The sequence below is a fragment of the Roseburia rectibacter genome (genome assembly GCF_014287515.2).
Lineage (GTDB): Bacteria > Bacillota > Clostridia > Lachnospirales > Lachnospiraceae > Roseburia > Roseburia rectibacter.
The window spans coordinates 3,573,363-3,594,221 of sequence record NZ_CP092473.1 but is presented as its reverse complement, the minus strand read 5'-3'; the positions used below and the strand labels follow the sequence as shown (position 1 = coordinate 3,594,221).

Annotated in this window: 20 protein-coding genes, 1 tRNA gene and 1 pseudogene; 18 read left to right on the top strand and 4 right to left on the bottom strand. The window is 39.1% G+C overall.

The window, feature by feature from the left end; translation table 11 throughout:
* Positions 1–124: 124 nt before the first annotated feature.
* From H8S51_RS16430 to H8S51_RS16395, 8 genes are all read left to right on the top strand, one after another.
* Complete coding sequence (locus tag H8S51_RS16430; RefSeq protein WP_186900191.1) at positions 125–748, top strand: recombinase family protein; 624 nt, start codon at positions 125–127, stop codon at positions 746–748.
* A 115-nt stretch (positions 749–863) separates the two neighbouring features.
* Positions 864–1,799: a hypothetical protein gene (locus tag H8S51_RS16425; protein ID WP_186900190.1), complete on the top strand. Its 936-nt coding sequence runs from the start codon at positions 864–866 to the stop codon at positions 1,797–1,799.
* A gap of 98 nt (positions 1,800–1,897) precedes the next feature.
* Positions 1,898–2,428: a hypothetical protein gene (locus H8S51_RS16420; protein WP_186900189.1), complete on the top strand. Its 531-nt coding sequence runs from the start codon at positions 1,898–1,900 to the stop codon at positions 2,426–2,428.
* Positions 2,412–3,971 (top strand): DNA primase family protein, encoded by a 1,560-nt coding sequence (locus tag H8S51_RS16415; protein WP_186900188.1) that lies wholly within the window; start codon positions 2,412–2,414, stop codon positions 3,969–3,971. Before H8S51_RS16420 ends, H8S51_RS16415 begins: the two co-directional genes overlap by 17 nt.
* A 15-nt stretch (positions 3,972–3,986) precedes the next feature.
* Positions 3,987–4,193: a hypothetical protein gene (locus H8S51_RS16410; protein WP_186900187.1), complete on the top strand. Its 207-nt coding sequence runs from the start codon at positions 3,987–3,989 to the stop codon at positions 4,191–4,193.
* 54 nt (positions 4,194–4,247) lie between these two features.
* Positions 4,248–5,435 carry a tyrosine-type recombinase/integrase gene (locus H8S51_RS16405; protein WP_207724059.1) on the top strand — a complete coding sequence of 396 codons (1,188 nt, stop codon included), beginning with the start codon at positions 4,248–4,250 and terminating at the stop codon, positions 5,433–5,435.
* An 81-nt stretch (positions 5,436–5,516) separates the two neighbouring features.
* Complete coding sequence (locus H8S51_RS16400; RefSeq protein ID WP_015521401.1) at positions 5,517–5,681, top strand: hypothetical protein; 165 nt, start codon at positions 5,517–5,519, stop codon at positions 5,679–5,681.
* On the top strand, positions 5,671–6,006 hold the full coding sequence (locus H8S51_RS16395; RefSeq protein ID WP_186900186.1) for a type II toxin-antitoxin system RelE/ParE family toxin: 336 nt from the start codon (positions 5,671–5,673) through the stop codon (positions 6,004–6,006). The genes H8S51_RS16400 and H8S51_RS16395 overlap by 11 nt, the downstream gene beginning before the upstream one ends.
* A 287-nt stretch (positions 6,007–6,293) precedes the next feature.
* On the opposite strand, the gene H8S51_RS16390 is transcribed toward H8S51_RS16395, so the two are convergent.
* Positions 6,294–9,062: a transglycosylase domain-containing protein gene (locus tag H8S51_RS16390; protein ID WP_241070784.1), complete on the bottom strand. Its 2,769-nt coding sequence runs from the start codon at positions 9,060–9,062 to the stop codon at positions 6,294–6,296.
* Positions 9,063–9,350: 288 nt separating this feature from the next.
* Between H8S51_RS16390 and H8S51_RS16385 the strand changes: the two genes are divergently transcribed.
* From H8S51_RS16385 to H8S51_RS16375, 3 genes are all read left to right on the top strand, one after another.
* Positions 9,351–9,989, top strand: coding sequence for a YigZ family protein (locus H8S51_RS16385; protein WP_186900185.1), 639 nt, complete (start codon positions 9,351–9,353; stop codon positions 9,987–9,989).
* 96 nt (positions 9,990–10,085) lie between these two features.
* A tRNA-Gln gene (locus tag H8S51_RS16380) sits at positions 10,086–10,157 on the top strand.
* A 176-nt stretch (positions 10,158–10,333) separates the two neighbouring features.
* Positions 10,334–10,606, top strand: coding sequence for a nucleotidyltransferase domain-containing protein (locus H8S51_RS16375; protein WP_118209818.1), 273 nt, complete (start codon positions 10,334–10,336; stop codon positions 10,604–10,606).
* Positions 10,607–10,815: 209 nt separating this feature from the next.
* On the opposite strand, the gene H8S51_RS18470 is transcribed toward H8S51_RS16375, so the two are convergent.
* Together H8S51_RS18470 and H8S51_RS16365 are read right to left on the bottom strand one after the other, a co-directional pair.
* The gene (locus tag H8S51_RS18470) at positions 10,816–11,004 is read right to left on the bottom strand and encodes a helix-turn-helix domain-containing protein (RefSeq protein ID WP_117921107.1); all 189 of its coding nucleotides are present in this window, start codon (positions 11,002–11,004) and stop codon (positions 10,816–10,818) included.
* A 246-nt stretch (positions 11,005–11,250) separates the two neighbouring features.
* Positions 11,251–12,576, bottom strand: coding sequence for an IS1380 family transposase (locus H8S51_RS16365; RefSeq protein WP_241070783.1), 1,326 nt, complete (start codon positions 12,574–12,576; stop codon positions 11,251–11,253).
* Between the two features lie 679 nt (positions 12,577–13,255).
* On the opposite strand from H8S51_RS16365, the gene H8S51_RS16360 reads away from it, so the two are divergent.
* From H8S51_RS16360 to H8S51_RS16340, 5 genes and pseudogenes are all read left to right on the top strand, one after another.
* Entirely contained in the window at positions 13,256–13,588 is a 333-nt protein-coding gene (locus tag H8S51_RS16360) for a nucleotidyltransferase domain-containing protein (protein ID WP_117922493.1), read from the top strand.
* Positions 13,585–13,989: a HEPN domain-containing protein gene (locus H8S51_RS16355; protein WP_117922494.1), complete on the top strand. Its 405-nt coding sequence runs from the start codon at positions 13,585–13,587 to the stop codon at positions 13,987–13,989. Before H8S51_RS16360 ends, H8S51_RS16355 begins: the two co-directional genes overlap by 4 nt.
* Positions 13,990–14,354: 365 nt before the next feature.
* Positions 14,355–15,098 carry an acyl-[acyl-carrier-protein] thioesterase gene (locus tag H8S51_RS16350; protein WP_117922495.1) on the top strand — a complete coding sequence of 248 codons (744 nt, stop codon included), beginning with the start codon at positions 14,355–14,357 and terminating at the stop codon, positions 15,096–15,098.
* Positions 15,099–15,101: 3 nt separating this feature from the next.
* Positions 15,102–15,939 (top strand): annotated as a pseudogene (locus H8S51_RS16345) (CvfB family protein).
* Between the two features lie 53 nt (positions 15,940–15,992).
* Positions 15,993–16,367, top strand: coding sequence for a RidA family protein (locus tag H8S51_RS16340; protein ID WP_006855202.1), 375 nt, complete (start codon positions 15,993–15,995; stop codon positions 16,365–16,367).
* A gap of 149 nt (positions 16,368–16,516) precedes the next feature.
* Here the strand turns inward: H8S51_RS16340 and H8S51_RS16335 are convergent, their stop codons facing one another.
* Entirely contained in the window at positions 16,517–16,729 is a 213-nt protein-coding gene (locus H8S51_RS16335) for a YjfB family protein (protein ID WP_117922497.1), read from the bottom strand.
* Positions 16,730–17,020: 291 nt separating this feature from the next.
* Here H8S51_RS16335 and H8S51_RS16330 point away from each other — a divergent pair, with 291 nt between their 5' ends.
* Together H8S51_RS16330 and H8S51_RS16325 are read left to right on the top strand one after the other, a co-directional pair.
* Positions 17,021–18,217: a C40 family peptidase gene (locus H8S51_RS16330; RefSeq protein WP_117922498.1), complete on the top strand. Its 1,197-nt coding sequence runs from the start codon at positions 17,021–17,023 to the stop codon at positions 18,215–18,217.
* A gap of 889 nt (positions 18,218–19,106) precedes the next feature.
* Positions 19,107–20,792: a carbon starvation CstA family protein gene (locus tag H8S51_RS16325; RefSeq protein ID WP_117922499.1), complete on the top strand. Its 1,686-nt coding sequence runs from the start codon at positions 19,107–19,109 to the stop codon at positions 20,790–20,792.
* The last annotated feature ends 67 nt before the right edge of the window (positions 20,793–20,859 follow it).

Here is a 20,859-nt window from a genome sequence, read left to right as displayed (position 1 = left end):
TAAATTTTTTAACGCTAATTCAGTTCAAGCGCAAAGCAAGGACTGCGCTTGAACTATGGAAGAAAGAGAAACTGAATCATCGTAAAAAATTAACTGCCACAATGCAAGGTCAGGAGGAAAAATTATGGCAACATATGGATATCATAGGACATCAACAAAGGAACAGCATTTAGATAGAGGAATTAATGAGATAACGGAGTTTTGCAAAGATAACCATTATAAACTGGAAAAAATATATACAGATCAACAGACAGGAAAGAATTTTAGCAGACCCCGGTACACGGTACTAAGGGATGATATTTTACGTGAAGGAGATACGTTGATAATCACCGAGGTAGACCGGTTGGGGAGAAATAAAAAGGATACAGTAGAAGAACTGCGGATGTTGGCAAATCGAGGTATACGGGTAATGATCTTGGAGATACCTACAACGTTGCAGGATTTGTCTAAAATGGACAATGCTATGGCGAAAATGATATTGGAAACGGTCAATCATATGCTGATTGAACTATATGCGGCTATGGCGCAGGCAGAGGTTGAGAAAAAAGAAAAGAGACAGCGTGAAGGGATTGAACAGATGAAGGCAAGAGGTGAATGGGATAAATATGGCAGACCGCGTATAAAACAGCCGGATAACTGGAAAGAGGTTATTCACAGATGGAAGGCAGGGGAGATAACAGCAGTGGAGGCTATGAGATTAACAGGGATGAAGAAGAGCAGTTTTTATAAGCTGATTAAATCTTTATAAATGTAAAAATAGATGTTCCAATGTTCCAGACTAGTGATATTCTTTAATATATAAAAATAAAAGAAAGGTAAACCATAATATTTATTATAGGTTGTAGAAAAAGGTGAGCATTGGTATGGAACAGTGGAACGATACACTGAAAGGATGGAAAATCAGTAAAGTATATGGGTTGGAAGAAATATTTGATGATAAAAAGAAATTAAAAGAAATGATATTTACCATGGATGATATGTTACGTATAAGATATTTAATGAAAATGCTTAACCATTTAGATACGATTATAGTAAAAGAAAATCAAAATAGAATAGAATTAAAATGTGAAGAGCAAATTGGCTATAACCTTCAAGAAATACCTGTTACTGAGGCTGATGATATAATTGATAAAGCGATACAGGAAGTGTCAGAGGAGGAAAAGGAACAAGATATTGTGAATGCTTTAAGAAAGATATTAAATATAATTCAAGTGCAAGTTGAACTAGAGGTGGAGAGTCAGCAGAATATTGACACGTATATACGAAATAAACGACGTGAATTAATGATGTTGTTAAAAATAATTTTGGGAGAAGAAAATATAGAAAAGCTGAAAAAAGAGAAAAATTATAAATTATCTCTACATAATATAGAGTTTTTTAATTATTTATTGAATACATACGAAAATAGAGAAGTAACTTGGAAGAAAAAAGAGGGGGTAGTAAAGAATACGGATGGATATTTTTGGGATAATGTAGAAGAGGGACTTAAGGGATTAAAGGAAAATGAAAATATGTCAATAAAAGACACCGATGTGAAAAGAATAATTCAGTGTAAATTCAGCGTACCTTACTTGAAATTTATGGAAAAACTTCAAAGCTTTGAAGATATGGTGGAGAAAATTAAGAGATTATCAACAGATGATAAAAATAATGCGCTCTTTTTTGAAGAGGCAGGACGCTTGATTGATGAGTGTAATGGTAGTTTATGTGGAAATGCATTGAAATTAGATGAATATAAAAAAAGCCAGTTACAGTTACTGATGTCTCTTGGTGAAAGTAACAATGAGAAAATAAATTAGTTGAGGGTACAAAAAAGAGAAAAATGTTTAGTTTTGCACCCGTGCTATTGGTCGTACAGTTAGTGTATTCTTTCTTTATCAGAGAGGAGCAAAGCACTATGAAACAATCAGAAGAAAAATTTAACACCTGGATTACAAATGCTGTAAAAGGAAAGGGAGGATATGAGGTAGTTTTAGTTAAGGACAACGATTACATATGCAAAAACGAGGATTATGTACAAAAAGTAACATCATTGATTGTTATAGCGTGGAAAGATGGAAAACTGTTTTTCTGCTATCAGTGGAAGGAAGGAGAAAATAAGGAAAATATAGCAGAAATGGCATTTGTTATAAAAAAACAGAAGAAAATGATGCTATATATAAATAGCAGTGATGCAAGGATTTATAATTTTGGTCTAGGGGATACAGAGGGGGAAGAAATTAATGTACTTATTTTTTATCAGGTTCAAAATGAAATTACATTAATAGCGGCATCAAGTAAGAGTGAAGAAATAAAGATGATAAACGCTATACAAAATGAAGATAATAAGGCGATGCAATGGATACTCGGGCAGATTGAAACTTCGCTTCAGAGTCAGATGGAAGTAGAAAAAAACAAGGAGGAAGCAGGTAATGCAACCGAACTATAATAAAAGATATATGAGACAGATATTAGACATTGCTGCCGAAAGAACCGAAATAAGCGAGGAATCTGATACCCGTCGCAAAAAAATTGAACTTGAGGAAAAAAAACGTATAAGCGAAGTTGTTGGATATCGTTATAAAAATGCTGTTCAAAAAACAGACGAAGTTCGAAGAGATATTAATTCGGCACCAGAAATTGCTAATTCTCAGCACTTGAAAGGAAGCGTTTTGGTTAATCCAATGGTTGATAATGCCAAAAGTACACAGCGGGAAGCACTTTCCATGAGTGCATGTGCAAAGCGATTACAGAAAAGTGTAAGGCTCATTTCATTAGATAAGGCATTGTACTATTTCAACGGTCGTTGTTATCAGATTATAGACAATGAGGGATTGATAGAACTTTATCGGAAAAATGTAGATGATGAATTGCATGGAGCAAAAACTTTGAAGCTATTTTCTGATGTGTACGATTATTTGCTTACTGATTCTAAAATCAGAGTCAAACCAGATGAAGAAAATATATCCAATTTTGTGGTACTGAAAAATGGTATTTATGATTTGCGTGAAAAAGAATTAAAAAAACATACATCCGAGATCATTTCGTTTTCCTATGTGAATGCTTCCTATGTTGAAGATGAAAAATGTCCAACGTTTGATAAATTTTTGGACGAAGTTACAAAGGGAGATAAGACGCTGATAGAACGGATGTGGATGGTGTTGGGATATATTCTTACACAGTCAATGGATGCTAAAGCATTTTTTGTAATGGGGCAGGCATCCAATAGTGGAAAAAGTCTTTTCGGGCATTTTATTCAGAAATTGTTTGACTCAAGTTGTGTCAGTGCAATTGCACTTTCCGATATGAATGGGGAATTTTCACTTGGACAGTTGGTCGGAAAAACAGTGAATATATCACTTGATTTGCCACACTCTAAAGTGAGTGTGGCAGCAGCCTCAAAACTAAAAATGTTGACAGGTGGAGATCTGATTACCGTGAACGAAAAGTACCGGAAACAGTTTAAATATCAGAATCGGGCAAAATTCATATTTGCCTCTAACCATCCAATTCAGTTGACACAGGATGATGATGCTTTTTGGGAACGTTTGGTATTTTTACCATTTGATTATTCGGTAAGCAGGGAAAATCAGAATGAAAATTTGCTGAGAGAATTGCTGGATGAAAAAGACGCAGTTGTATCAAATGCATTAAAGTATGCTCGAAAACTTATGAAAAGGCATTATCAGTTTCCAACAACACCGGAGATTGAGAAGCGAGTCAGAGCGTGGAGAGGATTAGAGATTGATACGATAAATGATTTTATACAAAACTGTTGTTTGGTTTCAGAAGAAAACAAAGGTGAACTAATGGAAGACTTGTATCGAGAGTACATAAATTTTTGCATAGAACAAGGTGAAACATATGTTAAGCAGAATGAGTTTAAGCGGTATCTTGAAGACCAGTTGGGGTTAGTTCACAGGAAGATGCGTCGTGAAAGCGGAATGAACCCACAGTCAGCTTTCTGCGGAATACAATTATATTCAAAATAACAGGAGGACAAAAGAATGAATACAGATACAAGCATAACAGAGACAAAAGGATTACCAGTAGTTGTGAACGTAGAGGGTTTATGTGAACTGCTGCAATTAGGCAGACCAAGTGCCATGAAAGTTGCCATTGCAGCAGGGGCACGCATTGATATTGAAGGTAGCAGGATTTTAAGATTTAATGTGAAAAAAATCCTTGAGTATATTGAGGAAAACAGCTACTAAAGGTTACGAAAGAGGCGGAGGAAACTCTGCCTCTTTTCATGGGAGGATTTGAATATGGCTTTTGATAAGGATGGAAAAACTGTATTACCGGCAAATATTTATTATGACAGGAAAAAGGAAATTTACTATGCCGATAAAGTGTATAAAGGTGAAAGAATTTATTTTGCAGGGAAAACGAAAGCAGAGGCAGAAAAAAGATTGCGGAAAAGGCTATATGAGATAGATATGCACATTTCCCCACAAAAGAAAAGTAATATTACGGTAGAGGAACTTTTTGAATTATATGTAGGAGAGTATCACCCGGAATTAAAGCCGACAACCGTGCAGCAGTACAGATTTTTGTATGATTATTATTTGAAGGATTTTATTGGAAAGGTAAAATTAAAAAATCTTTTGCCGTATCATATCCAAAAAGTATATAATCATCTTGTAGAAAAAAAGATGAAACAGGGTACAGTGAATAACGTTAGAAAAATGCTGCGTACTCTGCTGAATGAAGCTGTAAGGCGTGGTATGCTTTCGGCAGATGACAATCCATACCCGAAGGTAAAGGCACCAAGTAACTTGCCGGTAAAGCAGCAAAGAAGTTTTACGGAAGAGCAGAGAGACCAGTTTTTACAGTATGCGGGGAAAAGTTTATATGCAAATTTATATAAACTGCTGCTCTATACAGGAATGAGGGTTGGAGAGGCTTTAGCTTTAATGATCTGTGATGTTGATTGGGATAACCATGTTTTGCATGTTACCAAGAATTTGCAGAAAACAACGCAGGGGGTGTTTTATATAGAAACACCTAAGACGCGGGAAAGTATCCGGGACATCTATTTAGTACCAGAGGCAGAGGAAGCGATAAAAAGCCAGTTGGAGTTACGAAAAATTATTGTTGAACCGATACAAGAAGATATAAAGGGTGAGTTTGAAAACTTATTATTTGTAAATACTAAGGGAAAACCCGTAAATGTCGGTTCGGTCAGACAGAGCATCAATCGGATTGTTGAGAAGATACGTGCCGATGGAAACGACTGTCCGGACATATGGATACATGCTATGAGGCATGGGTATGTATCTATTGCGGTGGCAAGAGGTGTGCCATTAGAGGTAGTGCAGGCAAATGTCGGACATACGAGTATTGAGACGACAATGCGTTATTTGGAGTTGCAGCCAGACTATATTAGGAAGCAGAGTATGAAGATATCAGATCTTTATCAGAGCAGAGAAGCGGGAGATAAGTCTATGCAATAGTTATGATGGATTTTTGGCTGATATCAGAGTATAATAAAAGAAACCAATAGTGATTTTTATAAGGAAGGATAGGGTGATTTTATGGCACCATTAGCACAGGAAACTGTAAAATATAGCGAGCAGGAAGAAAAACTCTTTCGTGAATTGGATAAAGGAATTGATGATATGGAACAGGGGAATACCATTCCACATGAAGAAGCAATGAGACAAATTCGCGAAAGGTTGTTAAAGGAATATGCAATATAGGTTACGTGTGACAAGGGAAGCGTCAGAAGATGTAACAGGGTTGGCAGGATATATTGCGCGAAAATTTGCTAATATAGATGCGGCACTGAATTTTCTTGATAAATACGATAAAGAAGTACAGCGACTGACTAATTTTCCATTTGGTTATCGAGGGGTAAGTTTTGAATATCGTGGATATGAAATCAGAATAAAATCCTTTGGTACATATAATGTGTTCTTTACAGTTGATATTGCTGAAAAACAGGTATTTGTTTTGCGGGTTTTAAAGGATAGGCAGGATTGGAAAACAATACTTGGAGGTCAGGATGAATATCATTTTGAATAGAACGGATATGGAAAGACAGCCAGAAAATAGTCTGGGAATTTGTCTGGGAATCTGACTGGGAATTTCAGTTTAGAGTAAAACGACAGATAATCAGAAAATGCCGAAAATAAAGGCTTTTATCAAATCAGAAACTAAGGAAAATGCGAAAAAATGTATCCCCTTAGTTAGTATATACATCAACAGTGAAAACCCCGAAGGTGACTTCGGGGTTTTTGCTGTTTGTGCAGGGAAATCATTGTCGAATCGACGATAAGCCTGCATTCTTTATTATGAAAATATATTTTCAGTTACTGAATGGGTGCATCTCCGATATTCCATCCACCATCGCCGCTGGTGTTGTTAGATGCATCATTGCCGGAGGAACCATCTGTAGAAGCATTGCCGCCGGTGTTATCTGCGGGAGCATTGCCGGTATTTTCTGCAGGTGGTTGTGTCTGCTGCGTATTATCGGCAGGAGCCTGTGTTCCCCCGGAATTATCATTATTTACTCCAGGGACCGCGGAGAAAGCAGAAGTTCCCTGGTAGGTGGAGTTGCCTTCATTGTGCAAGGTACAGGTATTATTTTTAAAATCATCCGTCAGAAGATATGGAGTATCTTCCGTTCCGGCAGTTCCGCCAATAACGAATACCCGTGAGGAAATAGAATCTGTCGGGCAGTAACCACTGGCAAGCTGACCGGAAGCGTTACAGATATTTGCAACAATATGATGGTCACAATATTCCGTAGGCTGTGTACCCTCTGCAAAATATTCCGTGTATACACGGCTGCCGCGGGGATCTGCATCACAGACACCGGCAATTGCCAGTTTTCCGGACTCCTTGCAGACCTGAGCTGTAACGATACTGGATGGTTTTGTGAAATCCTGATATTCCAGATTTTCATGGATACGGCTCATAACTGCTTTCCAGATCTTTTTCGGATAGGTAGTCTGACCACCGGACTGTGGTGAGTTATCGTCAAATCCACCCCATACAACACAGGTATAATATGGTGTAAAGCCGGCAAAAAGCGCATCGCGGTTTTTGGTTGTTGTACCGGATTTACCTGCCTGTGCCATTGAACTTCCGAAATAAGCCGGAGTACCGGTTCCCTGAGTCATAACATCCTTCATGGCATCGGTTAAAAGCCATGCAGTTGTTTCTTTTAAAACAGTATGGGAGATCGGTTCGGTATTATCGATCAATACATTTCCATCATGATCTAAGATTTTGGTGTAGAATTTTGGCTTAATGTAAGTTCCACTGTTCGCAATCGTTGCATAAGCAGCCGTAAGCTCTAAGTTGGTAACACCATGTGTCAGACCGCCGAGTGCTAAGGTTTCGTTGGAACTTTCATCTAAACCGACGGTTGTGATGCCAAAATCACAGATATAATCATATCCGAGAGACGGTCCAATTTGTGCTAAGGTTTTTACGGTAACAACATTGATAGAGTCTGTAATGGCTTCGCGCAGTGTTGTGAAACCGCGATAGCGGTTATCATAGTTGTTGACGGCACCACCTTGTCCACTGCCGTAATTATATGGCGCATCGTCCTGAACAGATGCAAGTGTCAGACCGCCGGCATCAAGTGCCGGTGCATATGCAGCAATGATCTTAAATGTAGATCCAGGCTGCCTTGTGGTGTCTGCTGCACGGTTTAAAGTCTTGTTGGCGGTTTTGTCTCCGCGGCCGCCGACCAAAGCCTTGACATTTCCGGTGCTCTGATCGATGATCGTAAGAGCTGCCTGTGGCTGAAGTGTGTAGGTAACTGTTTCACTTCCGTTTACGATCGTATCACCGTCTTTCATGATGTCAGTTTTATACTGCTCGATTGCAGCAGCAGCCTCTTCTTCCGAGTTAAAATTGATCGTAAAGCTCTTGTTTGAAGACTGATAGTAGGAAAGCATCGTCTGTTCACTGTAATTTGATATGGAACCGTCGGCAGAGCGAACAGATAAACGATAGGAAAACGATACTTTTGGAGCAGTCGGGTAATTGTCCAGATTATTTACTTCATCATCACAGATCGCCTGAATTTCCGGATCCTGTGTGGAGTAGATCGTAAGTCCACCCTGATAAAGTGCCTTGTAAGCCTGTGTCTCAGTGTAACCTTTCTGTTCTACCAGATCCTGAATGACCTGATCAGTCAGTTCATCAACAAAATATGAGTTGATACTGTTGGTTTCGGATTCGATGTTGACAAGCTGGATACGGTCATAAACATTATCTGCAACAGCTTCATCGTATTCGTCCTGGGTAATATAACCCTGATCTTTCATATTATTAAGTACTTTCATGCGGCGCTTGGCATTTTCCTGTGGGTTGGTAATAGGGTTGTATTTGGAAGGATTCTGCGTAATAGCTGCTAAAACGGCACATTCCGATAAGGTAAGATCAGAAACATCCTTGCCAAAATAACGTTCCGAGGCAACACCGACACCTAAAGTATTTTGTCCGAGGTTGATCGCATTCAGATAATTTTCTAATATCCAGTCTTTATCTACTACTTTTTCCAGCTGCAGGGCGAGGTATTGCTCCTGAAACTTTCGCTCGAATTTGTCTGCCATGGAGGATTCGCTTGTCCAACTGGTAAAGACGGTATTTTTCAAAAGCTGCTGTGTGATGGTACTGGCACCTTCTGAAAAATGAAAACCGGATGCAACACCTTTTACTCCGGCACGGATGATACCTGTTACATCAATACCATTGTGCTCATAAAAACGCTCGTCTTCAATGGCAACAAATGCATACTGCAGATTTTTTGGTATCTCATCAATCGTAACGGCACGCCGGTTAGATCCCGATGCCACTAATGTAGCAGTCTGATTGCCGTTTGCATCTAAAACCGTGGATAAGAAACCGGTAGGAGTAGCGACGATATCATCAATTGTTGGAGCGGAGGCAATGATTCCCCGAATGATTCCAACACCGGAACATACTCCGATCACCATGAAGGCAAATACACATATAAGCAGCGACTTACAAAAAATCACGTAAAATTTTTTGCGAATCATGGTACTTTTGGAAATCAGTTCTTTTTCGCGCTTTTGCGTACTTTTCTTTCCATAATTCATTTTAGGTCTCCTTTTTGTAATAAAAATAAGCTATGAAATTACAATACTATTTATAGTCAGAACGAACCATCATCATATTATAGCAAAGAAATGTGTCAGAATAAAGGAAAAACTGAAAATACAGGCTTTCTTCATTTATTTTTAAGAATTGAATTTCGAAAAAAAACATGATACCATAGGAACACGCAGAGAATGTGAGAGGTTGATTTACCTATTTATATATAGAAATATTTGATTCATTAAAATGACAGAAAACAGTCTGAAAGATGAGTGACAGGAGGGACAGGCATGAAAACAGTATATGCCGGTGGAGAGGCAGAGATTATAGAAAAAAAATCAAGGTTTATTGCAACAGTGCGTCCTGTCTCATCCGAAGAAGAAGCAACCGCATTTATTGCAGAAATGAAAAAAAAATACTGGGATGCCAGACATAACTGTTCTGCTTTTGTAATTGGAGACAGACAGGAGTTGAGCCGTTGTTCAGATGATGGGGAACCTGCACAGACAGCAGGCAGACCGATGCTTGATGTATTATTGAAAGAAGATATCCACAATGTGGCTGTTGTGGTTACGAGATATTTTGGTGGAGTGCTCCTTGGAACGGGCGGACTTGTGCGTGCATATCAGAAATCTGTCCAGGAAGGACTTGCAGCAAGTGTCATTATTGATAAAAAAGAAGGACGCAGACTTTCCGTAGGGACGGATTATACCGGACTTGGAAAATTACAGTATCTGATTGCACAAAATGGGCTGACACTTATTGATACCGTTTATACCGAAAAAGTGGAGCTGCTTTTGATGGTTCCATCCGGGATGCAGGAACAGACAGAGAAAGAAATTATCGAGGCAACCAATGGAAAAGCTGATATTTCCTGGGGAGAGATGGTGTTATATGCGATGGTCGGAGAAAAATTGCAACTTTTTTAAAAATTTAAAAATTTTTTCAAAAAAACAGTTGACAAAAATATTATACTCATATATAATAGCTATTGTTGACGGCGCGAAACGCTAGAGACAAGATAAAGGGCTATCGCCAAATGGTAAGGCAACGGACTCTGACTCCGTCATTTCAAGGTTCGAATCCTTGTAGCCCTGCTAACAAGACCTCAGCAGTGAGACTGCTGAGGTTATTTTTTTGCCCGGAGAGACGCAGAATTGTGCGGCTTTCCGGGCTTTTTTGTCTGGATGAATCAGCAAAAGCTGGGATCAAAGGGAAAATGCTCTGTAGGAACGGAGTACGGCAATTTCCTGCAAAATAAGAGGAAATTTGAATGGATAGGTCAATTCATAGGTCAATCGAAAATGCCGGGAAACATAGATTTTACTGGTGCGAGGGATATGGAAAGGGCAGCGCAAATGCATCAAGTGATGTGGATTTATTGGTCGACAGTGGACTAAAAGGTTTAAAGTTTGTTGGATTGATTGAGGCATTGCGGGCGGCATTAGATAGGAAAATGGATGTTTTTGATGTTTCTCACGTGGAGAAGGGAACGGAAATTGACCATGAGATCGCAGAAACCGGGGTAAAGATTTATGAAAAATGATGTTATTAGAAATTAAATAGGTTAATTGCAATATCATAAATTAATTTTGTAAGTGAACCCTGCCAGTGATGAAGATGCTGTCAGGGTTATTTTTAATTCATAGGAAAATACGTCCCATGAATCAAAAAGCCCTCCGGGCAGGATGTGCAATCTCGCGGAAAAGAAGTTAGTTGTAAACAGCACCGCTAGAGCGTGAAAGAGAAGCTGTGTTATTTAGTCAGGCTGCTGTTTCTTAAAACATATTCTGAAACCGCATCTCGTGGAATTTTCCATATTCTTCCGATTCTAAATGCATGGATCTGATTGGTGTTTAACAGATGGTATGCAGTATTTTTTCCAATTGCGAGCATGTCGCAGAGATCATCAATGGTTATTAAACCATCGTAGCTGTTGAACATGATTATAAAAATCCTTCCTTTATTATTGTATTACATTTATGTTTGAAAATTATTTTTTATTTTTTGCAAACAAATAAGTAATCCTGAATTATTCACGGAACAGTATCTGAACTGATAACTGTACCATGAATCCCCAAATTGACCCATGTAGCCTAAACATCGCTCAACCAATCTCCAAAAAGGGTATAAAATCCCTGTAGCAGAGTCCTGAGCGGTTATTAAGCTGTCAAGGTTCGTTAATAGTTGCTATTCCAGCTGTACATTCAGCTTACCGATATTTGAAAGTGTCTCATAGAATTCATTCTTATAAGGGCAGCTGCTACACAGCTTGAATGTGATATATCTTGCTGAACGAATTACTTTTGCAGCAATCTTCAGCAGTTTTAAACGGACGGTATCTATGCGTTGTTTTCGCATGTTTGCTGATAACGCCAATCGTCTAAACCAATTAAATATGTTATACGCAAGAGCGTGTACCTGAAGTCTGTTTGCATTTACGATTCTGGTATGACTGCTTACGGAAGCAAAATCAAAACCGGATTTGCTTTCTTTGATAAAGTTTTCCATCAGACCTCGCTTGCAGTAAAATTTGATAAGATACTCTGGTGCGGAATCCATGTTTGTGACAACAAATGTGTACATGTAAACCATCTGGTTTTCCGGCTTTTCAACCTTGCATACCACACGCCTTTCATAAGGCCATGACTTTGCTTTGTACATGAATTCACCATAAACTACCGCATAATCCACTTTGTTATTTCTGGTGATTTCATTAAGTTCATCCACAAAATAGGATGCTTTTTCACGGAGAAGACCATTCTCCTTCAGCCGGATCACATAGCTTGTGCCGTTTTCTTCACACTGCTTATAAAGATCAGGAGTCGCAAAACCACTATCACCACGAAGCAGAATACGGATTGCAGGATAATCATTCTGGTATTCATCCAGTATCGGCTGCAGGAAGTCAACCACTCCTGTACAGGAATACTGTGTTCCATCACGAAGCTGTACTTTTATCAGATCTCCAGTCATTCCGTCATAACAGACAAGCGGATGATAACCATTGCTTTGATAATGAAAGTTAAAGGCTCTGCCTTCCTGTCTGCCGTATGCATCAAGAAGGGTGGAATCCAGATCCAGAATAACAGCCGATGGCATCTGAATACTGTAAATTTTCTTCCGAAGCACTCTGGCAATCGCAAGGAACTGGTTTAAGGTATCTTCATCCATACGGTTAAAGAATCTCGATACCGTAGGCTGTGATGCAAGCGCATCTTTTTCAAGTACAGACTTGAATACCGGATCATTGGTCAGTTCATCGGAAGCATCATCTTCGAAATAACCGGCAATGATCATATATATCATCTGGAGCAGATTTTTCTGATCCGTGTGATATCTGAATAATGCAGGATCATTGGTCTTGAAAGTTTTGTCTAAAAGCTTATCAATACCAAGCTTGCTTATGAATTCTTTGATAAGAAGCAGACCTGCATCGGAGGAGAGATCTCCTCCATCAAAATTTATTTTTATCTGTCTATTGCTTTCTAAGGCTAAGGTGTTTACAATACTCATAAAGGGCTCCTTTGGGTTATTTTTTAAGATTCGACACCTTAATTTTACCACAAATGGATGCTCTTTTTTCATTCATCTGATAGGTGAAAAGCAATATTCAGTTAAAATATAGAAACTATGTGGTTTTCAGCCACTTTCACGGCTGTGCCGTGAATAATATAGGTTATATATATATTTTCCCAAAAAAACTTTCCGAAGGAAATAATTGACTTGTTTCAATCATTTGATTTAGATGAGGATGAGAAAAGGAGATATTTGATAACAATGAATAGTTTCATATCAAGCGCAAGCCGTTTTAGACTAAGTGAAGCTGAGTGGAAAAATCATAGAAAGGAGAATTGGAGTGATGTGAATTACGAAAAATATATAGAAAATAATGGGTATTGGAAACTTATTAGTAAAGGTATGTAGAAAATGGCGAATGCAATGAGTAACGTTATCTATATATTTAACGGAAAAGATATTACGATGAATAATATGTCCTTGTAGCCCTGCCTTTTGTTTTATTTTACTGGTGTGTGGGGAGATGTATGTTTTGGGAGTATCATTGAAAGGGGTTCGTATTGTAAAGGACATAAAAATAGCATATAATAATAAGTGTAGAAATGAAACATATTTTATTGAAAGAAAGGGCGGGCGGCATTAGATAAGAAAATGGAAGGAAAGAAGGTGAAAGAACATGCCACAAGGAATTCAATCTGAATTGGATGAGTTTGTAACACTCGTAAAACAATATTTTGGGAAAAATCTGAAAAGTATTATAGTGTATGGTTCATATGCCAGAGGAGATTATAATGAGAGTTCGGATATTGATATTATGATTTTGGTAACTCTATCAGAAAATCAGATAAAACAATCTGAGAACCATATATATGATGATGCATTTGATTTAGAGTTAAAATATGGGAAAGTGCTTTCGCCGGTTATTAAAAATCAGGAATTTTTTGAATATTGGTCAGATACACTTCCATTTTATCGTAATGTAAAAACAGAAGGGGTGCAGGTTGCATGACAGATAAACAAAAAGATTTGTGTCTGTATAGAGTGTCTCAGGCAGAAGATACAAAAAGAAGTGCACAGTTGTGTATGGAAAATCATTTGTTTAAAGATGCGATTAACAGATCATATTATGCGGCATTTTATGCTGTGAAGGCTGTGTTGGCTTTAGCAGATACGGATTTTAAGAGGCATAAAGATGTCGTTGCTTATTTTAATAAAGAATATGTTGCAGCAGGTATTTTCCCTAGAGAAATAGGTCGTTTGCTTGCGCGCCTCCAGAAAAAAAGAGAAACGAGTGATTATGATGATTTTTATATTGCATCAAATGAAGAGGTAGCGGAACAAATGGAAGCAGCTGGAAATATATTAGAGGCGATAAAAGCATATTTAAGAGAGAATGCAGTTATTGAATAATGTATAGTAAATGCGGATTGGTCAATCAATAGGTCAATTTCTCCCATCCCACCCTTACAACCCTTGATTTTACAGGCAGAACAACCCCTGACATTACGGACTCTGACTCCGTCATTTCAAGGTTCGAATCCTTGTAGCCCTGCTAATAAGACCTCAGCAGTGAGAACTGTTGAGGTTTTTTGTGCAATAGGAAATTTCGTTGAAATTCCTTGTTACATAAAAAGCCTTACGGGCAGGATATACGGCTGCAGGCAGAAAATTTTTAATATCCCTACCATAACGCCTCAAAATGTGGTAGCATAACAAAAGAACAATACAGCAAATCAGTCAGAGAAGTTTAAAAATACCTGGAAATGAGGCATTTTATGTATAGTTTTAACAGCCGTGTGCGTTACAGTGAAGTGAACAGTGAAAAAGAACTGACATTACCGTCATTACTGGATTATCTGCAGGATTGCTGCACTTTTCAGTCTGAGGATCTGGAAATTGGTGTGGATTATCTTGCGAAAGAACAGGTGGCATGGGTACTATCTTCCTGGGAGATAAAAATTTACAGATATCCGCAGATGGGGCAGCATATTAAGGTCAGTACATGGCCGTATGCATTCCGTGGATTTTATGGATACCGGAATTTTCGGATTGAGGGAGACGATGGTATAATATTTGCTGAGGCAAATTCAGTATGGGTGTTTATGGACACAGAAAAAATGCGGCCGGCGCGCATATCAGAGCGGATGAAAGAAATTTATACACCGGAGATTAATGATGAGATACCGGGAGAATGGGCAGACCGGAAAATCAGTTTACCAGATGATGCGGTAAAGAAAAGTGTGAAAAAGGAACCGGTACGTGTCTCACGTTTTTATATCGATACAAATCATCATATGAATAATGGCAAATACATTCTGGTAGCGGAAGAGTATCTGCCGGAACAGGTTGTGGTTTGCGGACTTCGTGCGGAGTATCGTAAGTCGGCAATGTTAGGAGACATGTTGTATCCGGTTGTCACGATGGAAGGGAAAGAGATCACAGTTACTCTTGCGGATGAAAAAGGTGCACCATATGCGGTCATCTGCTTTCAGATTCAGAAAAAAGAAAGGCAGTCATAAAATATGAGATTAGGTGAATATCAGAAACTTGTTGTAATAAAAAAAGTAGAATTTGGCGTATATCTTGCAGAACATATGGAGGATGAGACCCGTGTGCTGCTGCCGGAAAAACAGGTGCCGGAAGGAACGAAGATCGGAGAAGAACTCCGGGTGTTTTTATATAAAGATTCCAAAGACAGGCTCATTGCGACGACAAATGCACCTAAGCTGACATTGGGTGGACTTGCGGTGCTGACTGTAAAAGAGGTCGGAAAGATTGGTGCATTTTTAGACTGGGGACTGGAAAAAGATCTGTTTCTTCCTTATAAAGAGATGACCGTTAAGGTTCAGCCGGAAGATGAGATTTTAGTGACGTTATACATTGATAAGAGCAGACGTCTGTGTGCAAGCATGAAGCATCTGTATGATCTTCTGTCACTGGAATCACCGTATCATACCGGCGATATTGTAAATGGCCGTGTCTATGAGTTCAGCGATAATTTTGGAACATTTGTTGCGGTAGATGATCAGTATTCCGCCATGCTTCCATCTTTTGAAGATCATAGCACGCTCCGTATCGGTGATGTCATCGAGGCAACCGTGACCAATGTAAAGCCTGATGGGAAATTAGATATTACGATGCGGCAGAAAGCCTATCTTCAGATGGATGCAGATGCCAAAAAGGTCATGCAGGTGATTGAAGAATTTGCAGGTGTGCTCCCATTTACGGACAAATCTTCACCGGAGGTCATCAAGAGAGAGACTGGCCTTAGCAAGAATGCGTTCAAGAGAGCGGTCGGGAAGACTTTATAAAGAACGCCGGATAGAGATCAATGAAAAATCGATCCGTAAAATTGATTAATTTAAAAGCATATGCTATGATAGGAAAAAATTGACAGAAAGAAGGAAAATATTATGAAAAAAGTCATCAGTACAGACAAGGCACCGGCAGCAATTGGACCATATTCACAGGCGATCGAAGTAAATGGAATGGTTTATACATCAGGCATTATTCCGGTTGTACCGGAAACCGGTGAAATCCCGGAAGGTTCTGTTGCACAGGCAAAACAGGCACTGACAAACCTTTCTAATCTGTTGGAAGCAGCTGGAACCAGTATGGCAAATGTTGTTAAGACGACTGTTTTTATCAAAGAGATGAATGATTTTGGTGCAATTAACGAAGTATATGCAACATTTTTTGACGGAGCATTTCCATCCAGAAGCTGTGTGGAAGTTGCACGTCTGCCCAAAGATGTTATGCTTGAGATTGAGGCTATTGCTGTAAAATAAAGCAAAGCCATAAAAAGCATAGTCACTGTATCCTAGATCAGCTCTTATGAATTAACATGAAAAATCCCAGTACAGATGGTGTGATTCCCATCTGTACCGGGATTTTTTATTCTGCCGACATGATATATAATCTCTGATTTATAGATTGATTAAATATAGACGTCAATATTTCCACCAAGTCCCGGTGTTACGGAACGTTCCATCATCTGAACCATAGCGGTGCCCATTTCCTGCGTCATATCGAGCTGCTGGCTTAATAGTTCAGTAGAAACCGCATAGGAAAGGCTGGTCTGACTGACAGAAGAGCCTGCGTCGTAGGACTGTAATGTACTAAGTGCCGGCGTCATACCTGAAATATCCATACTGCACCTCCTGAAAAAATATTTATAACCTTATTATGACAGGAATCTATGGAAAAGACAAGCCATTTCCATGAAAAGACAAGCCATTTCCATGAAAAGATAAGCTATTTCCATGAAAAATTGAATAAAAAGAAATGTAATATTTTAGTAAAATTCACGGTTAATACAGGTTGACATGGAAATATGCCTTTGTTATAATAAACACGTAATAAATGTAACAAATTCGTAACAAACGATGAAATAGTTTTATAGTTGCGAAAACATGAAAACTCAGTTGGAGGCTTTTCGTAAATGAAGAAGAGAATGGTAAGAATTACAGGCTGTCTTTTAGCAGGAGCATTATCAATTGGCAGCTTTGGGTTAAATACATATGCAGCCCCGGTCGCAGGTGTTTCAAGTGTGACTGCAGCTGAAATTGCAGAGGGACAGACACCTGCAGCAGGTGTTTCACAGGCTTTGGCACAGTGCCTTGCAGACAGCAATGATGCAGCAGCTCAGGCAGCAGCAGAGCAGGCAGAGCAGGTCAGTGAGAATGAGACACCGGTTGTTGCTTCTGAATATACAGATATTGCGATTGCGCAGGTTGATAATTATGTAAATGTTCGTTCAGAGCCAAATACAGACAGTGAGGTACTTGGTAAGCTGTACAATAATTCCGCAGGAACAATCCTTGAGACAACAGATAACGGTTGGTATCGTATTAAGTCCGGTAATGTTGATGGATATGTAAATTGCGAATATGTAGTACCAAATGATGAGGAACTGGCAAAGAAAGTCAGTACTAAATACGCAAAGGTCAACACCACAACACTCCATGTAAGAACAGAGCCGTCCACAGATGCAAGTATTCTTACCATGGTTCCGGTTGGAGATGACCTGGTTGTTACAGATGATGAGTCTGTGGAAGGCTGGGCAAAAGTTACCACCGAAGAGGGTGATGGCTGGGTACATAAAGATTATGTAGATATTACGATCGAGTTTGTACAGGCTGAGTCTAAAGCAGAAGAAAAAGCAAGACTTGCAAAAGAGGAAGCAGAGCGTGAGGCAGCTGATGCAGCAGCAAACGCAGCAAGAAAGAAAGCAGATGGCAAGTTATCTTCATCAAAGAATTCTGGAAGCTCAAAGAGCTATGCAGCAGCAGGAAGTTCTAACGGACAGGCAGTTGCAAGTTATGCATCCCAGTTTATCGGTAATCCATATGTATACGGTGGAACAAGCCTGACAAACGGTGCAGACTGCTCTGGTTTTGTTATGAGTGTATATGCAGCATTTGGTGTAGGTCTTCCTCATTCTTCCAGTGCATTAAGAGGGGTTGGATATGGGGTAAGTCTATCAGATGCACAGCCGGGAGATATTGTATGCTACAGTGGACATGTTGCTATTTATGTTGGTGGTGGTACGATCGTTCATGCAAGTACGCCGTCAAGTGGTATCAAGTTCTCCAATGTAAATTACAGAAGTCCGATCTGTGTAAGAAGAATTTTCTAATTTATGATAAGAACAGCTATTGTCTTAGGATAATAGCTGTTTTTTTAATTCATAGGAAATTACGTCCTATAAAGAAAAAGTGGAGTATACAACATGCACAAAATATCATGGCGCAAAAAAAGTAATAAACAAAGGGAGAAAGTTATCCCAAAAGTTGTCCACTGTTAAAATGCCCTAAAAACGTGGAAAAATAAAGTTATACACGAAGTTATCCACGTTATCCACATTTTTGGTGTAAAAAAACATGGTTTACATAGTAAAAAAATCGAATATTTGTTTTGTGTATAAATCATAAAGTTTGCCATAAAATAAAAAACTGTGGAAAAGATATTGACTTTTTAAATATGAAAAAAGATTACAATACTTGAGAAAATATCTGATAATTCAGAAAAAAGATTCGAAATAATTAAAATGTGAAAAAAGCGGTTGACATTTGAAAAAAGAGTGCTAAACTATGTGGCATACAGATAAATAGAACAAATGCAGTGAACAGAATACCGTTATTGGAAGGCAATGCATTACAGAGAGTCGTTGGCTGGTGGAAAATGACATGCATCTTTTGATAATATCCTCTGCAAGCAGTACGCCGAAAGCCATCAGGTCAGTAAGCGGCACCGGAGCTCTTCCGTTACAGAGAGACCTGTTAGGGATATTTGTGTATGATAGATGCACGATAGGCATATGTATATGTGTGATATGATATATACATATATGGTACACAGAATATATGATGGGGCAGAGAGGTCATGGGAACATGGCAAGAAAAGTGGTATCGCGGAAGTATAGGCTTTCGTCTTTTGGATGTATAAACATCTATCAGACGAAAGTCTTTTTATTTATCTGAAAAAAAAGAAAGGAGTTGTCTGCAGTGTGCAGACGGTAAGAGGTTATGAATGGATTAGTAATTGTTTTAATTGGAATTGTAGCACTTGCAGCAGGATATCTGCTGTATGGAAGGTGGCTTGCAAAAAAATGGGGGATCGACCCGAATGCAAAAACACCTGCCTATACACATGAGGACGGACAGGATTATGTACCGTCATCAAAATTTACCGTATTTTCACATCAGTTTTCTTCCATCGCAGGAGCAGGACCTGTTACTGGACCGATCTTAGCATCCGTGTTTGGATGGGTACCGGTTCTGTTATGGCTGATCATCGGTGGATTGTTCTTCGGTGCCGTACAGGATTTTGGCGCACTGTATGCATCCGTAAAGAATGAAGGAAAATCGATGGGAATGATCATTGAGAAATATATCGGTAAGACAGGACGAAAATTATTCATGCTGTTCTGCTGGCTGTTTACACTGCTTGTTATCGCAGCATTCACTGATATGGTAGCAGGAACATTTAATGGTGTCGGATTAGACAGCGCAGGAACTGCTTATGCAAACTCAGCAGCAGCATCTATTTCGATGTTATTTATCGTTGTAGCTGTTATCTTTGGCGTGATCCAGAAGCATGTTGGAAAAATGAATGAATGGGTAAAAGCAGTTGTTGCGATCGCTCTTTTAGTTGTGATGTTTGCAGTTGGTATGAAACTTCCAATCTATGCTTCAAAGACAGCATGGATCTACATCATCATGGCATACTTGTTCCTGGCATCTGTTCTTCCAATGTGGCTTCTGATGCAGCCGAGGGATTACATGACAACATTTATGCTGCTCGGTATGATTATCGGTGCAGTTGTCGGAGTTGTCGTTGCACATCCGCAGATGCAGTTAAATGCATTTAATGGGTTTAATGTAAATGGAAGTGGATTATTCCCGACATTATTTGTTACGATCGCCTGTGGTGCAGTTTCCGGTTTCCATAGCCTTGTATCTTCCGGTACTTCTTCTAAGACAGTCAGCAATGAAAAAGATATGCCGATGATCGGCTATGGCGCAATGGTAGTAGAATCATTACTTGGTATTGTGGCACTGGTAGTTGTCGGAGCCGTTGCAGTCGGTGGAACAAAACCTGAGGGAACACCGTTTGCAATTTTCTCTTCCGGTGTTGCCGGCTTCTTAGAGAAACTTGGTGTTCCGGTTCAGGTTGCAACTGTATTTATGACTATGTGTGTATCGGCACTTGCATTAACATCACTTGACTCTGTAGCGAGAATCGGACGTATGTCTTTTCAGGAACTGTTTTATGGAGACAGCACCGATCCAGAAAAGATGACACCTGCACAGCGTGTACTGACCAATAAATATTTTGCGACAGTGATCACATTATTCTTCGGTTATCTGCTGACACTTGGCGGATACAATAATATCTGGCCGTTATTTGGTTCTGCAAACCAGCTCCTTGCAGCAATGGTATTGATCGCACTGGCTGTGTTCTTAAAGACAACAGGAAGAACCGGATGGACACTTTACATACCAATGTTCGTAATGCTGGCAGTTACATTTACAGCCCTGGTGCAGAAAACGATTGCACTGGTATCAAATATTGCCGCACACAATGCAACGTTTTTAGTGGATGGATTACAGCTTATTGTCGCACTTTTACTTATGATATTAGGTGTTCTGGTTGCATATAGCTGCTTAAAGAAACTGTTTACAACAGCCAAAAATTCAGAGCAAAAATAAGATACGGTTAGTATTTCTTGAAATATTACCCCATGTCTGCTATACTGTTCGCGTATATTTTTTCAAT